The following is a 16996-nucleotide window of genomic DNA, read 5'->3' as shown; positions in this document are numbered from 1 at the left end:
ATACCGCTTTATTGGGCTTTTTCCAACAGTTTCGGCTTGGCAAAAATCATTCGTCCTGCTGACGTCTGCAGCACACTGGTCACCAGCACTTCCATCATCATGCCGATATACTCGCGTCCGCCTTCCACCACGATCATGGTGCCATCATCCAGATAGGCTACACCTTGACCGTGTTCCTTACCATCCTTGATAATTTGCACCATAATCTCCTCACCTGGCAATACCACCGGCTTAACAGCATTGGCGAGGTCATTGATGTTTAGCACGGATACTCCTTGCAGTTCACAGACCTTATTCAGGTTGAAGTCGTTGGTGACAACTTTACCCTGAAGCACCTTGGCGAGCTTGACCAGCTTGCTGTCCACTTCCGAAATCTCCTCGAAATCACCTTCGTAGATGAGCACTTTAACGTCCAATTCCTTCTGAATTTTATTCAGAATATCAAGCCCACGCCGTCCTCTGTTCCGTTTGAGCAAGTCCGATGAATCTGCAATGTGCTGCAATTCCTCCAGAACGAATTCCGGGATTACAATCGTGCCCTCGATAAATCCGGTTTTGCATATATCCGCGATGCGACCATCGATAATTACACTGGTATCCAAAATTTTGTGCTCTTCTAGCCGTCTTTCCTCATCCACCTCAGGATGACCCCAGCGTCCTGACATCCAAAAGGCCGCCAGATCGTCTTTCTTCGCCATGGCAAGCATATAGCCTATATAGCTACTTACGACCGTCAGTGCCACTTGCAGCACTTCTCCGGCCGTCCCCAGCCATGCTACACAAGGATATAACAGCAAGGCCACCAGCAGTCCTGCAACTGTACCCGCCGCACCCGCAGCCAATTCATTCATCGGTACTTTGGCCAACGAATCAATACTATTATGTAGTCTGGTTGCCATTAATGTTCCACCAATGTTACACACGGACATAAACAATACAGCACCTAGTAGGGTTGATACCCCAGCCCCCAATAATCCTGCTGATTGAATCCATTCAGCCATCCAAGGGACGGATTTTCCTGCCAGATGATATGCCGTGTAGCCGAACCATGCACCGCACAATCCTGTAAAAGTTAAAATGCCTTTTTTCCACATAAGTCCCTGCACCTCCTTCAATATATCTTCATCTTTATATCCAGTATGATCCAATTCTCAGATTGCTAATCCCGCTTTTGAAGAACTTTTTGGAAATGTTGCAATCGTCAGTTGAAAGAAGGTAAATTATTGGCATATAATGAATTCAATTCATATCCCGAGGTGAGTAGCAAAATGAGTACGCTAAGTTTACAGGCTTTTCAGGATCAAGTTTCCGAGCTGTTGCTGCGTCATCGCAGCCTGATTGATGTACTGTCCAAAACAGGACAAGCCGGCGCCTCTGTCAACCGTGCCGTGTCCAAGGCCATTACCGAATGCGGCTGCATTGAGCTGCACGCCACCAAGCAGAAATATGCCCCGGAGAGCGATATTGCTCAATCAAAAGGCCTGCTGGAAACGCATGTGGAAGGTGAATTGTGCGAGAATTGTAAAGAGGTAATCAGCTCTGAACTGGGGCGGAACCTGTTTTATATGTCGGCTCTCTGCAATCTGCTGGACATCAACATGGAAGAGGTCGTAAATCACGAGTCACAGAAATGTTCGACGTTAGGGATGTTCAATTTGTCGTAAACAATACGTATTTCGTTGTAATGATTAAGTTAACGTATAGATTTTAAAAACAAAAATAAGCACGTATTCTCCTGTTGAGGAGCGTACGTGCTTTCTTTTTATTTCCCGAAATGATGGAATGCCTAGCGATCGGAAGGACGGGAAGACTTCTCTTCTTTACGCTTTTTGGCTCGGTTCCGCGAGGCTGCCGTCCGCATATTATGCTTCATCCCATATAGAGCGTATAACACAAGTGGAATAAAGATCAATTTGGACAATTGTTCTGGAAACATAACAGCCACCACTACCGCGAAGACGATGACCCAAGGCGCAATCCAGATCGCTTTACGCGGTAGACCAACCTTTTTGAAATTGGGATATTTCAGCGAACTTACCATCAGATACGATAACAGCAAGGTCGCAATCATCATACTCACGGGACCGATATCCTTATTAAACAAGGATAGTGTTGCTAGTACCCCTCCAGCCGCTGGGATCGGCAAACCTGTGAAGTACCCGGGGATACCGGGGCGAACGTTAAACCGGGCTAACCGGATAGCCCCACAGATTGGAAAGCTTGCGGTTGCGATCCAGGCGAGAACCGGAGTTGCGTCCTGAAACGAGACCATGAATATAATTAGAGCTGGAGCTGCACCAAATGAAACCATATCAGACAAAGAATCCAGCTCTTTGCCAAACTCACTCTGGGCATTAAGTGCACGTGCGACACGGCCATCCAGGCCATCCAGCAACATTGCAATAATGACCAAAATGGCAGCCAAACTATACTTCCCATCAATTGCAAGCAGGATTGCCATCATTCCAAGAAACAGATTACCCAAGGTAAAGAGATTCGGAATGAATCTGGTTAACATCGTTGTTTCACCTCATTATTTTCAAGCCGTTATAGGCAAACCCTTACATTTGTCTGTCAATAAACATCTGCTCCTGCAAACGCTTGAGACCTTCCTTAATGGTTCGGGCCCGTACCTCTCCGATCCCGTCCACTTCGTCCAGCTCTTCTATTGTAGCCATAATGACATGAGGCAATTGTTCGAATTGATCCACCAGGTTATGGATGATGACATTCGGCAGGCGGGGTATCTTATTTAATACCCGATATCCCCGAGGTGCAACCGAATCTTCAGACGTAGCCGCTGACGAAGGGTATCCCAGAAGACGTACAATATGATGTGCATCCAGCAATTCATCGTCCGACAATCTTTTCAGACCAACGATAATCTCACGAATCTTGTCATCACTGTCATCACGGGCATAGTCCTTATACAGCAACCAGGCTTCCTCTTCTGTTGTACCGACGAGCTCCTCCATCTGCATGGAGATCAGACGTCCCTCGTTGCCGAGTTCATGAATGTAACGCTTGATTTCCGTTTTGATGCGCATAACCATTTCCGTACGCTGAATGACATTGACTACCTCAGGAATCGTTACCAGTTCCTCGAACTCGGCGGCGCTCAGATTCGTAAGGGACTGTGTCAATACAGCCTTGTATTTCTCCAAGGTTTGAATCGCTTGATTCGCCTTGGTCAAAATAACCCCGATTTCCTTGAGGGAATACCGTAGTGTTCCTTGGTATAAGGTGATAATATTCCGGCGCTGCGATATAGATACGACTAATTTGCCTGTTTGTTTCGCCACACGCTCAGCCGTCCGGTGACGGATCCCCGTCTCAGATGAAGAAATGGATGAGTCAGGAATGAGCTGAGTATTGGCATATAGGATACGCTTTAAATCCTCGCTAAGGATAATGGCACCGTCCATCTTCGCGAGTTCATACAGATAGTTCGGGGAGAAATCACAGTTAATCGAGAATCCCCCATCCACTACTTCCATTACTTCAGGGCTGTATCCTACAACCAGCAGTGCACCCGTCTTGGCGCGCAGCACGTTCTCCAGACCTTCGCGGAAAGGTGTACCTGGTGCAATCAGCCTTAACAATTCGTTCATATTATCCAGTTGGCTCGAATCTTTCATCTTGTTATGCCCCCTAATCTAAAGCAACCGCTAGTGCATCTGCCACGGTATTCACACCGATCAGTTGTATCCCGCGAGGATGTTTCCAGCCCTTTAAGCTTTTTTCTGGTAAAATGACACGCTTGAAGCCCAATTTCTGAGCTTCTTTCACACGTTGTTCAGCCCTTGAAACGGCCCGAACTTCACCCGTTAAACCGATTTCCCCAAAGATGACGTCATCTGGCTTGGTCGGTACATCTCTCAAGCTGGATGCGATACTTACAGCAACCGCCAAATCTACTGCCGGCTCATCTAATCTCACACCACCAGCTACGTTCAGATAAGCATCCTGCGTTTGCAAGAACATGCCCATCCGTTTCTCCAGTACCGCAATAATCAGGTTTAATCGATGGAGATCTACCCCTGTTGCCATACGCCGCGGAGAAGGGAAATGTGTGGTTGAAATCAATGCCTGCAATTCCACAAGCAGAGGACGTGTGCCCTCCATGCTGGCAACTACGGTAGAACCAGCCACACCCAGTGGACGTTCTGACAAAAAGAGCTCAGAAGGGTTGCCTACTTCACGAAGTCCATCTTCGCCCATTTCAAAAATGCCGATCTCATTGGTCGAACCAAAACGGTTCTTCACCGCACGTAAAAGGCGATACGTATGATGCCGTTCTCCTTCAAAATAAAGAACACAGTCCACCATATGTTCCAACATACGTGGACCTGCAATGGCGCCTTCTTTCGTAACATGCCCCACAAGTACGGTTGCAATGCCTCGCCCTTTGGCGATTCGCATGAACCGTGAGGTACATTCCCTTACCTGAGCTACACTGCCGGGTGCACTGGTGACTTCTGGCAGATATACGGTCTGAATAGAGTCGATGACTAGAAAATGCGGCTGGATCTGCTCTACCGCTTCCTCTACCCGCTCCATATTGGTCTCACATAGTACATATAACTCAGGAGACAGCGCACCCAGACGGTCAGCCCGCAATTTCGTTTGCTTAACTGATTCCTCACCTGAGACATATAACACACGCAAACCTGAGTGAGTCAAAGCATGAGATGTTTGTAACATCAATGTTGATTTTCCGATTCCGGGGTCTCCGCCCACCAGAACGAGAGATCCTGGAACAATTCCGCCGCCCAAAACCCGGTTCAGCTCTTCAATTCCAGTCTGTACACGCGGTTCCTGACCGCTATCTATATCTATGATGGGAAGTGGCTTATCTTTACTCTCAAAGAGAGGGGAATTTCTCCCTTGTGTTTTGACCACCGTTTCGGTTTCTTCCACCATTGAATTCCAAGACTGACAACCCGGACATTTGCCGTACCATTTGGGGGCTTCATAGCCGCATTCCGTACACTGAAACTTGGTTTTAACTTTGGCCACTTCAGCACTCCTAGGATTTATTTTATAACAGCATTTTGCATTTTTCGACGAATTTTGCCTTAATTCCCTGACGTGCAGGGTTAATAAAAGTTTACCATTGTTTGAGATTTTTCGTAAAGGATTATCGCAAACTTTACACATGTTCGTAGCACTTCAAAGTTTATTTTCTGATAAACAACAGCTCTGGGTCTCTGACTGGCACAAAAACACAAAAAAATCCTTCCCGACTAAAGCCAGGAAGGATTTTTGTTTTATACATCAGACTCAGTAGTTATGTCACTAGTTGAGTGTTACTTATTTCGTTTCGATTTCCTCAGTGGAAGGAACAACAACGTCTTTTTTAGTTACAGACAATGCTCCATTCTCTTCATCGATGAGCAACGAATCACCTTTAGTCACATTACCCGTAAGCAATTCTTCCGACAATTTGTCTTCAATATGCTTCTGGATCGCCCGACGAAGCGGACGAGCACCATAGGCTGGATCGAAGCCTGCTTTGGCAAGGAAAGCCTTGGCATTGTCTGTGAGCTCGAAGTCGACCTCGTATTCATTCAGACGTTTACGAAGCTCTTCACTCATCAGTGTAACAATCTCAGCAATGTGTTTTTCTTCAAGAGAATGGAACACGATAATTTCATCAATCCGGTTAAGGAACTCAGGACGGAAACTTTTCTTCAGCTCATCCATCACTTTACCCTTCATGTTATCGTAATCCGCACCTGCATCCACTACTGCCGTAAAGCCCAGTGTAGAGTTACGTTTGATCGCTTCTGCACCCACATTGGATGTCAAAATAATCAACGTATTCCGGAAGTCTACGACGCGACCTTTGGAGTCGGTCAGACGACCATCCTCAAGCACTTGCAGCAAGATGTTGAATACTTCAGGATGTGCTTTCTCGATTTCATCGAGCAGGACGACAGAGTAAGGTTTGCGACGAACTTTCTCTGTCAGCTGTCCACCTTCTTCATATCCCACATATCCCGGAGGCGCTCCGACGAGTCTTGAAGTGGAATGCTTCTCGCCATACTCGGACATATCAATCCGGATGACTGCATTTTCATCCCCGAACATTGCTTCTGCAAGAGCACGAGCCAGCTCGGTTTTACCTACCCCTGTAGGACCAAGGAAGATAAATGAACCCATTGGACGTTTCGGATCTTTCAATCCAGCACGAGCACGACGAACTGCACGACTGACGGACTTCACAGCCTCATCCTGACCGATGACACGTTCATGCAGAATTGATTCCAGATTCATCAAGCGTTGTGTCTCTTCTTCTTTCAGCTGATTCACCGGAATACCCGTCCAGCTGGCTACTACTTGTGCGATATCCTCAGGAGTTACCTCAGAATCCGTGCGACCTTGTTTTTCTTTCCATTGGTTCTTCGTTACATCCAGCTCTTCACGGATTTTTTGTTCCGTGTCACGCAGCGCTGCTGCCTTTTCGAACTCCTGGCTTTGAACCGCTGCGTCTTTTTCCTTCCGGATATCCTCGAGACGGCTCTCCAGTTGTTTGAGGTTAGGTGGGATCGTGTAAGAGTTCAGTCTTACTTTGGAACCCGCCTCATCAATCAGGTCAATCGCTTTGTCCGGCAGGAAACGGTCTGTAATGTACCGATCAGACAGTTTAACCGCCTGCACAATCGCTTCATCCGTAATTTTTACCCGGTGATGCGCTTCGTAACGATCACGTAAACCATGCAAAATTTGAACCGCTTCTTCTGGAGAAGGCTGATCGACCGTAATCGGTTGGAAACGACGCTCTAGCGCAGCATCCTTCTCGATATATTTGCGATATTCATCCAACGTTGTAGCACCGATGCACTGCAATTCTCCACGGGCCAAAGCCGGTTTCAAAATGTTCGAAGCATCAATTGCACCTTCCGCTCCGCCTGCACCAATCAGGGTATGCAATTCGTCGATGAACAAGACAATGTTACCCGCTTGACGAATTTCATCCATAATTTTTTTCAGACGATCTTCGAATTCACCGCGATATTTTGTACCTGCAACAACTGAACCCATATCCAATGTCATGACACGTTTGTCACGCAAAGTCTCCGGAATTTCGTTGGCGATGATTTTTTGTGCAAGTCCTTCAGCAATAGCTGTTTTACCTACACCTGGCTCACCGATCAGTACTGGGTTGTTCTTGGTACGACGGCTCAGCACCTGGATAACACGTTCGATTTCTTTACTACGTCCAATCACTGGGTCCAGGTTGTTCTCCTTGGCATACGCCGTAAGATCACGTGCCAGACTGTCCAGTGTTGGTGTGCTGACATTGGAAGGCGTACCATTATGACTGGATACAGCTTCACTGCTGCCAAGCAGTTGCAGCACTTGTTGACGTGCCTTGTTCAAACTAATACCCAGGTTGTTCAGCACACGTGCTGCAACCCCTTCGCCTTCACGAATCAATCCAAGCAGGATATGCTCTGTGCCTACATAGGTATGGCCCAATTTGCGAGCTTCATCCATAGACAATTCAATCACTTTTTTCGCACGAGGCGTATATGCAATGTTCGTAGGTTGCTCTTGGCCACGGCCAATTAGCGTCTCTACTTCATCTTGAATTTTTTCCAATCCGAGTCCCAGGCCGATCAGCGCTTTGGCTGCGATGCCTTCGCCTTCACGAATGAGGCCGAGCAAAATGTGCTCTGTACCGATGTTATTATGACCAAGACGGACAGCTTCTTCCTGCGCCAATGCGAGCACCTTTTGGGCCCGTTCCGTAAATCTTCCAAACATCATATCTCCTGCACCTCCATGGTTTTGGATAAAACGGGGGCTGTTGAAAGGATCCCACCGTATTCTTCATATCATTTTTGTTTGCAGCCGTGCTGCGAATAAAATCATTCAGCATTCATTTATAGAAATGCTCTATTATATAAAAGCCGCAGATGCGGCGTGAAACCTTTATAAACAACTATTGAACAACCTAGGATTGATTGGCTGCACTGATCGTATCACGGATCAACTGAGCCCGATATATGTCACGCTCATCTGTCCGCATGTCTTCCCCAAATGTTTTCTGCAAAAAGCCCGGCTGCGTCATCACGTTCAACTCGTTCATCACGGTAATGGACAAGCCGTCCAACAATCCGAGATCTACACCAAGTCGAACATCAGACAGACGCTGTGCAGCTTCCTTCGAATCGACGATGGCTGCATGGGACAAAATGCCGTAAGAACGCATAACCCTGTCGGTAATCCGCAATCTGGAGTCGGTAATTAACCGTTCTCTGGCGGTACGCTCATGCCCAATCATCTGTAACACAACACTATGCAGGTTATCGATGACTTCTTGTTCCGTCTGCCCCAGTGTGATCTGGTTGGAGATCTGGAACAGGTTACCCATCGCCTCACTGCCTTCACCGTAAATTCCCCGTACAGTCAGTCCGACTTGGGAGACTGCGGTTAGAATGCGGCCAATCTGCTGTGTCATCACCAGAGCGGGCAGATGCATCATGACAGATGCTCTGACACCTGTACCTACATTCGTAGGACAGCTGGTTAAATATCCTCTGCGGTCATCAAAAGCATAATCCACATGCGCTTCAAAAGCATCATCTATGGCGGAAGCTTTCTCCCAGGCTTCTTTTACCTGGAACCCCGGATAGAGGCACTGGATACGAAGATGATCCTCTTCATTAATCATAATACTGACAGATTCATCCTCACTGAGAATAACAGCACCATTTCTGGATTCGTTCGCAAGACTGGGACTGATCAAATGCTTCTCCACCAGCACCCGTTTGTCAAGGTCATCGATATCAATCAGATCCAGGGTATGAAAATCTCCAAAGGCATGAACGTCATCGTATTGAAGTACTTCGCTCAGCTTATTCAGCACTTCTTCCGATTGCTCATTGGAAGCCAGCATCGGAAACGGATAATGCTGCAGGTTGCGTGCGATCCGGACTCGGCTGCTAATGACGATTTCGGAATCAGCCGCATCACTACGCATCCAGTCGCTGAGCGCCTTCTCTGTAAAACGCAGATTAGGCATTACGCATCCCTCCTACTCATCACAAACTTTACTCCTGAGCTATTTCTTTTTCAAGTTCCCTGATCTGATCACGAATTTGAGCGGCTTCTTCAAACTCCTCTTGCGTTATGCTCTCCTGAAGATCCCGTTTCAGATCAGCAATCTGTCTTTTGACCTTGATGCGACCACCAGCTCGTGCAGGCACTTTACCCACGTGGGAAGTGCTGCCATGAACCCGTTTGAATAGCGGGTCCAGACGACTGTCAAAATATTTATAACAAGAACTACAGCCAAAGCGGCCGATTTTGCTAAACTGTGAATAGGTCATGCCGCATTCTTCACAACGAAGGGATTGCGCGGGTGTTGCTCCCGCACTGCCATTCTTGCCTGAGGGTTCAAAATCAAGCAACCCGGACAATAAGTTATGAATGGAAAATCCGTTGGATGTTCCTGGAATCATTTCCCCTTTTTCACGAGCACATGACTCACAAATATGGAATTCCGTCTTCTCTCCGTTCACGATCTTCGTGAAATGGAGTGTTGCCGGACGGTTGTTGCATTCTTGGCACAGCACAATGATGTACCCCCTTGATCCCGATAGTTTTCATTTACCGAGCAAAGATATTAACATCGCCTTTAACATTCTGGCACGAATTTGATCCCGGTAAGGAAGTTTGACCAATATAATCTCTCTCGATACAGCTGCCCGCATCAACCCGGCTTCCCTTTTGCTTAAGAAACGTGCTTCTTCCAGTTGGTAGATCAGACCTTCGGCAGCTGTCTGCCCGATCTCATCTCCAATACTATGGTGCAAATGGTTATGCAGAGCCGAGTGAGCCGGCAATTCAATCCGCTGTATGCGAACATAACCGCCGCCGCCACGTTTACTCTCTACAAGGTAACCTTTTTCGAGTGTAAATCGGGTGCTGATGACATAATTGATCTGGGAAGGCACACATGAAAATTGATCAGCCAGATCATTACGTTGAATTTCGACCAATCCTTCGGGACTTTCATGCAAAATACTCTTCAGATATTGTTCGATAATATCAGAGATATTACGCATCCACTCATCCTCCACTGTCTGAAACGTTAAGTCAATAAGGACCCACACGCCCCTACAGAGTACACCTTCTCAACCCATTTAACCAATCAAGGAAACAGCGAAACTGATCTTCAACGGTCTTCAACAGGAGAGCGAAGGACGCTCGAAGGTCCTTTAATATTGCTTTTATCCGCTGATGTGTACTACCTTTAATATGGCTCCCACCACCGGATTGCAGAAAGAAAGCTACGTAAGTATTTAACCTTTAGTTGACTTTGACTTTCTTTGACTTTATATACATTATAGCATATTTTGTGGTTTTGCCAAGAGGGAGCACTATTCATTTTTTACGATTTTACACGAAATATTCGGCTGACACAAAAAAACCTCTCCAAAATAGCTGGAGAAGTCCATTTGTCTCACACTTACGTCGTAATGCTATACAAGTTAAGTCTATGAAATTGATCCTAAAATACTCGTTACTCTATGAGGATCAGAAAAAATCAAGTAAATACGTTTCCCGTTCAGGAATCGCTTGCTCCAAAGCCTTAATCGCTCCATTCGGTCCTTCAATTCTACCTATTTGAGCCATCTCTGCGGGCCTACGATACCCCATCAGCATTGCGGTGAGCGCCTGTATGTCTACTTTAACAGTCTGATCTTTAGCTGCCGACTCAGATGTTTTCCATATCGAAGCTGTACCATTCATCGCCACATTCAACTGCCATACCCCTTCATTCCATGGTGCATGGGCATCCTCTACCTGGAGATTAATCTGTACTGGTGAGTCTGGGCTCGCAAAAGGATACTGTGAAATAAATTGTTCTACACTCACAATACGTGCCATGAAGAAAGGTACAATTTCCTGCTGAATCCGCGGATTATCTAATTGAAAAGCAAGCATATCACTGGCTGGTGCCTGTAAAGTGACTTCCTCAATCATGGAATCATGGTTGGCAATAAAGGTCCACAAACCTTGTCTTGTCTCTTCATTCAGATAAATGATCTCTTTAATGGTAAACTTTCTTTCCTTAACCTCATATAAAACATAGCCTTGTGCTTTACCAGCTTCATCATAATATACAGCCTTCTGGCTGGCGCCATTAGATAGAACTGAATTCTCCCATCTCGCATCATCCCGAATCAAGGTTCCGTTATAGCGTTCAGCGTACGCACTGTATACTTCCTTTAATATACTGAGTCCCGGATCGCCACGGCGAATTGTTCCAGGGGTTGCCTTTTTCGCAGGCAGATGAGCTGTAGGCACTTTATATCGTTTAAACTCAACATACGTCTCCCATCCATATCTCCGATAAAATGCAAAAGAAAACGGATGCAAAAACGATATACTTTGTTTGTTACGGTTCATTTCCTCCAGCGCATGCTTCAACAGCCCAGCTACCCAGCCTTTACGTCTATATTCTGGCCATGTCGCTACTCCCGCAATACCGCCCATCTCGAACGATCTCCCATGAATATAGGTTTGAAAAGGAATAATATGAAGTTTGGCACCCAATTGTCCTTCCTCAAATACACCCCATATATCCTGTGAATCAAATTGACTCCGTCTCTTCTCCGTTTGCTCTTCACTCATTACCACTTGAAAAGCATACTCGGAGAGTGCCATAGCTGGCTCAAAATCATCTACGGTTAATTTCTGAATTTCCATGTCGTCCTGCACCCCGTTCTCTAAGTTATGATATCTTTCAAATCATGGCCTGATACGTGATGTATGTATCCATTTATGAGTGTGTCAGAGGAACGGGACAAAGTCAAACAAGAGATGCACGGGCATCTCTCGGGGAATAACTTTTTTCGTGTATTATAATTGTTTCACCTATGATTTATAGTTAAAAAACGCAAATAAAAACCACCACCGAATAACATCGGCAGTGGTTCTTCGCTTGGCGGCGTCCTACTCTCCCAGGACCCTGCGGTCCAAGTACCATCGGCGCTAGAGGGCTTAACGGTCGTGTTCGGGATGGGTACGTGTGGAACCCCTCCGCCATCGCCACCAAACGCATAGCTTAGCTTACATTCAGAGTTTATTCTCTGAAAACTAGATCCGAAACGAAATGTGCGATTTACAACGTGCATATTTGGATAAGCCCTCGACCGATTAGTACTGGTCAGCTCCATGCATTGCTGCACTTCCACCCCCAGCCTATCTACCTCGTCGTCTTCAAGGGGTCTTACATACTGGGAAATCTCATCTTGAGGGGGGCTTCACGCTTAGATGCTTTCAGCGCTTATCCCTTCCGTACATAGCTACCCAGCGGTGCTCCTGGCGGAACAACTGGTACACCAGCGGTACGTCCATCCCGGTCCTCTCGTACTAAGGACAGCTCCTCTCAAATTTCCTACGCCCACGACAGATAGGGACCGAACTGTCTCACGACGTTCTGAACCCAGCTCGCGTACCGCTTTAATGGGCGAACAGCCCAACCCTTGGGACCTACTTCAGCCCCAGGATGCGATGAGCCGACATCGAGGTGCCAAACCTCCCCGTCGATGTGGACTCTTGGGGGAGATAAGCCTGTTATCCCCAGGGTAGCTTTTATCCGTTGAGCGATGGCCCTTCCATGCGGTACCACCGGATCACTAAGCCCGACTTTCGTCCCTGCTCGACTTGTAGGTCTCGCAGTCAAGCTCCCTTATGCCTTTGCACTCTTCGAATGATTTCCAACCATTCTGAGGGAACCTTTGGGCGCCTCCGTTACTCTTTAGGAGGCGACCGCCCCAGTCAAACTGCCCACCTGACACTGTCCCCGCACCGGATTACGGTACCAGGTTAGAACCTAGATACGATCAGGGTGGTATCCCAACGGTGCCTCCACGCAAGCTGGCGCTCACGTTTCAAAGGCTCCCACCTATCCTGTACAGATCGTACCCAAATTCAATATCAAGCTGCAGTAAAGCTCCATGGGGTCTTTCCGTCTTGTCGCGGGTAACCTGCATCTTCACAGGTATTAAAATTTCACCGGATCTCTCGTTGAGACAGCGCCCAAGTCGTTACGCCATTCGTGCGGGTCAGAATTTACCTGACAAGGAATTTCGCTACCTTAGGACCGTTATAGTTACGGCCGCCGTTTACTGGGCTTCGGTTCACAGCTTCGGATTGCTCCTAACCGCTCCCCTTAACCTTCCAGCACCGGGCAGGCGTCAGCCCGTATACTTCGCCTTACGGCTTCGCACAGACCTGTGTTTTTGCTAAACAGTCGCTTGGGCCTTTTCACTGCGGCCCCCTCGTGCTATTCACACTACCGGGGCACCCCTTCTCCCGAAGTTACGGGGTCATTTTGCCGAGTTCCTTAACGAGAGTTCTTCCGCGCGCCTTAGAATTCTCTTCTCGCCTACCTGTGTCGGTTTGCGGTACGGGCACCATCACCTGGCTAGAGGCTTTTCTTGGCAGTGTGAGATCATGACCTTCGCTACTATAATTTTCGCTCCCCATTACAGCCCAGCCTTAACGATGTGCGGATTTGCCTACACATCAGCCTCACTGCTTAGACGGACATCCATCAGTCCGCGTCACTACCCTGCTGCGTCCCCCCATTGCTCATAACGGCTTACGGTGGTACAGGAATTTCGACCTGTTGTCCTTCGACTACGCCTTTCGGCCTCGCCTTAGGTCCCGACTTACCCTGAGCGGACGAGCCTTCCTCAGGAACCCTTAGGCTTTCGGCGGATCAGATTCTCACTGATCTTTTCGTTACTCATACCGGCATTCTCACTTGTATAATGTCCAGCGCTCCTTACGGTACACCTTCAACCCTTATACAACGCTCCCCTACCCCTGATGCAAAGCATCAAGCCATAGCTTCGGTGGTGTGTTTAGCCCCGTTACATTTTCGGCGCAGAGTCACTCGACCAGTGAGCTATTACGCACTCTTTCAATGGTGGCTGCTTCTAAGCCAACATCCTGGTTGTCTGTGCAACTCCACATCCTTTCCCACTTAACACACACTTGGGGACCTTAGCTGATGGTCTGGGCTGTTTCCCTTTTGACAATGGATCTTAGCACTCACTGTCTGACTCCCGGAAGTAAGTCTATGGCATTCGGAGTTTGACTGAGCTTGGTAACCCTTGCGGGCCCCGCACCCAATCAGTGCTCTACCTCCACGACTCTGTTTTCCGAGGCTAGCCCTAAAGCTATTTCGGGGAGAACCAGCTATCTCCGAGTTCGATTGGAATTTCTCCGCTACCCCCACCTCATCCCCGCATTTTTCAACATGCGTGGGTTCGGGCCTCCAGTGCGTGTTACCGCACCTTCACCCTGGACAGGGGTAGATCACCCGGTTTCGGGTCTACGTCCACGTACTATGTCGCCCTATTCAGACTCGCTTTCGCTGCGGCTCCGGCTCTTCACCTTAACCTTGCACGGGAACGTAACTCGCCGGTTCATTCTACAAAAGGCACGCCATCACCCCTAAAACGGGCTCTGACTTTTTGTAAGCACACGGTTTCAGGTTCTATTTCACTCCCCTTCCGGGGTGCTTTTCACCTTTCCCTCACGGTACTGCTTCACTATCGGTCGCTAGGAAGTATTTAGCCTTGGCAGATGGTCCTGCCGGATTCATACGGGGTTTCACGTGCCCCGCACTACTCGGGATCCGTCTCGGAGGGAACAGACTTTCAACTACAGGGCTTTTACCTTCTTTGGCGGGCCTTTCCAGACCTCTTCGCTTAACCGGTTCCTTTGTAACTCCATGTGAGACGTCCCACAACCCCAAAGAGCAAGCTCTCTGGTTTGGGCTTCTCCGCGTTCGCTCGCCGCTACTGACGGAATCACTATTGTTTTCTCTTCCTCAAGGTACTTAGATGTTTCAGTTCCCTTGGTATGCCTCTACATAACCTATGTATTCAGTTATGAGTAACTGGAAATTACCCCAGCTGGGTTTCCCCATTCGGACACCCCCGGATCAAAGCTTGCTTACAGCTCCCCGAGGCAGTTTCGTTGTTCGCCACGTCCTTCATCGGCTCCTAGCGCCTAGGCATCCTCCGTGTGCTCTTAGTAGCTTAACCAGTTGCTCCGGTTTCGATGGCGCGCTCCGCTTGTTTTGGACTACGTCCAAAGCCAAAAGTCGCTTCCCATTCGATACCATCGCAATAGCATTCTACCTTATAAACACTTCACTTGTTTACACAAGTTCAGCTAGGATGATTGTTGTTTCGGTTACTTGAACCGAACAAGTATCCATCCCTAAAAGGAATGTTCTAATTCGCAATTTTCGTTTCGATATCTAGTTTTCAAAGAACAAGCTAAATAGACGAAATTCTTTGGTGGAGCCAAGCGGGATCGAACCGCTGACCTCCTGCTTGCAAGGCAGGCGCTCTCCCAGCTGAGCTATGGCCCCTCAAATTCCATCAAAACTGAACAAATGGATAAGTAACTGTGTTGCTGTTGCAGCTAAGCTGCGTATTTGAATGTTTCCACGCGGGAAACGATTCTCCATAGAAAGGAGGTGATCCAGCCGCACCTTCCGATACGGCTACCTTGTTACGACTTCACCCCAATCATCTATCCCACCTTCGGCGGCTGGCTCCTTGCGGTTACCCCACCGACTTCGGGTGTTATAAACTCTCGTGGTGTGACGGGCGGTGTGTACAAGACCCGGGAACGTATTCACCGCGGCATGCTGATCCGCGATTACTAGCAATTCCGACTTCATGCAGGCGAGTTGCAGCCTGCAATCCGAACTGAGACCGGCTTTTTAGGATTCGTTCCACCTCGCGGCTTCACAGCCCGTTGTACCGGCCATTGTAGTACGTGTGTAGCCCAGGTCATAAGGGGCATGATGATTTGACGTCATCCCCACCTTCCTCCGGTTTGTCACCGGCAGTCACCTTAGAGTGCCCATCCGAAATGCTGGCAACTAAGATCAAGGGTTGCGCTCGTTGCGGGACTTAACCCAACATCTCACGACACGAGCTGACGACAACCATGCACCACCTGTCTCCTCTGTCCCGAAGGAAAGATACATCTCTGTACCGATCAGAGGGATGTCAAGACCTGGTAAGGTTCTTCGCGTTGCTTCGAATTAAACCACATACTCCACTGCTTGTGCGGGTCCCCGTCAATTCCTTTGAGTTTCAGTCTTGCGACCGTACTCCCCAGGCGGAGTGCTTAATGTGTTAACTTCGGCACCAAGGGTATCGAAACCCCTAACACCTAGCACTCATCGTTTACGGCGTGGACTACCAGGGTATCTAATCCTGTTGCTCCCCACGCTTTCGCGCCTCAGCGTCAGTTACCAGCCCAGAGAGTCGCCTTCGCCACTGGTGTCCTCCACATATCTACGCATTTCACCGCTACACGTGGAATTCCACTCTCCTCTTCTGCACTCAAGTCACCCAGTTTCCAGTGCGATCCGGGGTTGAGCCCGGGATTAAACACCAGACTTAAATGGCCGCCTGCGCGCGCTTTACGCCCAATAATTCCGGACAACGCTTGCCCCCTACGTATTACCGCGGCTGCTGGCACGTAGTTAGCCGGGGCTTTCTTCTCAGGTACCGTCACCTTGAGAGCAGTTACTCTCCCAAGCGTTCTTCCCTGGCAACAGAGCTTTACGATCCGAAAACCTTCATCACTCACGCGGCATTGCTCCGTCAGGCTTTCGCCCATTGCGGAAGATTCCCTACTGCTGCCTCCCGTAGGAGTCTGGGCCGTGTCTCAGTCCCAGTGTGGCCGATCACCCTCTCAGGTCGGCTACGCATCGTCGCCTTGGTGAGCCGTTACCCCACCAACTAGCTAATGCGCCGCAGGCCCATCCCCAAGTGACAGATTGCTCCGTCTTTCCAGTTCTCTTCAGGAGAAGAAAACAACTATTCGGTATTAGCTACCGTTTCCGGTAGTTGTCCCAAACTTGAGGGCAGGTTGCCTACGTGTTACTCACCGTCCGCCGCTAACCATCCGAGAAGCAAGCTTCTCTTCAAGT

Annotated in this window: 10 protein-coding genes, 1 tRNA gene and 3 rRNA genes; 1 reads left to right on the top strand and 13 read right to left on the bottom strand. The window is 48.3% G+C overall.

Features of this window, described 5'->3' with window-relative positions:
- Nucleotides 1–8: 8 nt before the first annotated feature.
- Entirely contained in the window at nucleotides 9–1094 is a 1086-nt protein-coding gene (locus gpAD87_RS27820; RefSeq protein ID WP_063567412.1) for a PIN/TRAM domain-containing protein, read from the bottom strand.
- 174 nt (nucleotides 1095–1268) lie between these two features.
- Between gpAD87_RS27820 and gpAD87_RS27815 the strand changes: the two genes are divergently transcribed.
- On the top strand, nucleotides 1269–1664 hold the full coding sequence (locus gpAD87_RS27815) for a hypothetical protein (protein WP_024633611.1): 396 nt from the start codon (nucleotides 1269–1271) through the stop codon (nucleotides 1662–1664).
- A gap of 122 nt (nucleotides 1665–1786) precedes the next feature.
- Here the strand turns inward: gpAD87_RS27815 and pssA are convergent, their stop codons facing one another.
- The 12 genes from pssA to gpAD87_RS27755 all read right to left on the bottom strand — a co-directional run.
- Nucleotides 1787–2518, bottom strand: coding sequence for a CDP-diacylglycerol--serine O-phosphatidyltransferase (gene pssA / locus gpAD87_RS27810; protein ID WP_063567411.1), 732 nt, complete (start codon nucleotides 2516–2518; stop codon nucleotides 1787–1789).
- Nucleotides 2519–2561: 43 nt separating this feature from the next.
- Nucleotides 2562–3638, bottom strand: coding sequence for a DNA integrity scanning diadenylate cyclase DisA (disA, locus tag gpAD87_RS27805; protein ID WP_063567410.1), 1077 nt, complete (start codon nucleotides 3636–3638; stop codon nucleotides 2562–2564).
- A gap of 13 nt (nucleotides 3639–3651) precedes the next feature.
- Nucleotides 3652–5019: a DNA repair protein RadA gene (gene radA / locus gpAD87_RS27800; RefSeq protein ID WP_063567409.1), complete on the bottom strand. Its 1368-nt coding sequence runs from the start codon at nucleotides 5017–5019 to the stop codon at nucleotides 3652–3654.
- A 294-nt stretch (nucleotides 5020–5313) separates the two neighbouring features.
- Nucleotides 5314–7776, bottom strand: coding sequence for an ATP-dependent protease ATP-binding subunit ClpC (gene clpC, locus gpAD87_RS27795; RefSeq protein ID WP_063567408.1), 2463 nt, complete (start codon nucleotides 7774–7776; stop codon nucleotides 5314–5316).
- Nucleotides 7777–7963: 187 nt separating this feature from the next.
- On the bottom strand, nucleotides 7964–9034 hold the full coding sequence (locus gpAD87_RS27790) for a protein arginine kinase (protein WP_053779232.1): 1071 nt from the start codon (nucleotides 9032–9034) through the stop codon (nucleotides 7964–7966).
- Nucleotides 9035–9062: 28 nt separating this feature from the next.
- On the bottom strand, nucleotides 9063–9587 hold the full coding sequence (locus gpAD87_RS27785) for a UvrB/UvrC motif-containing protein (RefSeq protein WP_063567406.1): 525 nt from the start codon (nucleotides 9585–9587) through the stop codon (nucleotides 9063–9065).
- Nucleotides 9588–9617: 30 nt separating this feature from the next.
- Nucleotides 9618–10079, bottom strand: coding sequence for a CtsR family transcriptional regulator (locus tag gpAD87_RS27780; RefSeq protein WP_063567405.1), 462 nt, complete (start codon nucleotides 10077–10079; stop codon nucleotides 9618–9620).
- A 472-nt stretch (nucleotides 10080–10551) separates the two neighbouring features.
- On the bottom strand, nucleotides 10552–11727 hold the full coding sequence (locus tag gpAD87_RS27775) for a GNAT family N-acetyltransferase (RefSeq protein ID WP_064642085.1): 1176 nt from the start codon (nucleotides 11725–11727) through the stop codon (nucleotides 10552–10554).
- Between the two features lie 233 nt (nucleotides 11728–11960).
- Nucleotides 11961–12077: ribosomal RNA gene (gene rrf / locus gpAD87_RS27770) — 5S ribosomal RNA — on the bottom strand.
- A gap of 80 nt (nucleotides 12078–12157) precedes the next feature.
- Nucleotides 12158–15083, bottom strand: a 23S ribosomal RNA gene (locus gpAD87_RS27765).
- A 256-nt stretch (nucleotides 15084–15339) separates the two neighbouring features.
- Nucleotides 15340–15415: transfer RNA gene (locus tag gpAD87_RS27760), tRNA-Ala, on the bottom strand.
- A 101-nt stretch (nucleotides 15416–15516) separates the two neighbouring features.
- Nucleotides 15517–16996: ribosomal RNA gene (locus gpAD87_RS27755) — 16S ribosomal RNA — on the bottom strand; the annotation flags it as partial.

The organism is Paenibacillus sp. AD87, from assembly GCF_001659845.1.
GTDB lineage: Bacteria > Bacillota > Bacilli > Paenibacillales > Paenibacillaceae > Paenibacillus > Paenibacillus marchantiae.
This window is presented reverse-complemented; position numbering and strand designations above follow the sequence as displayed.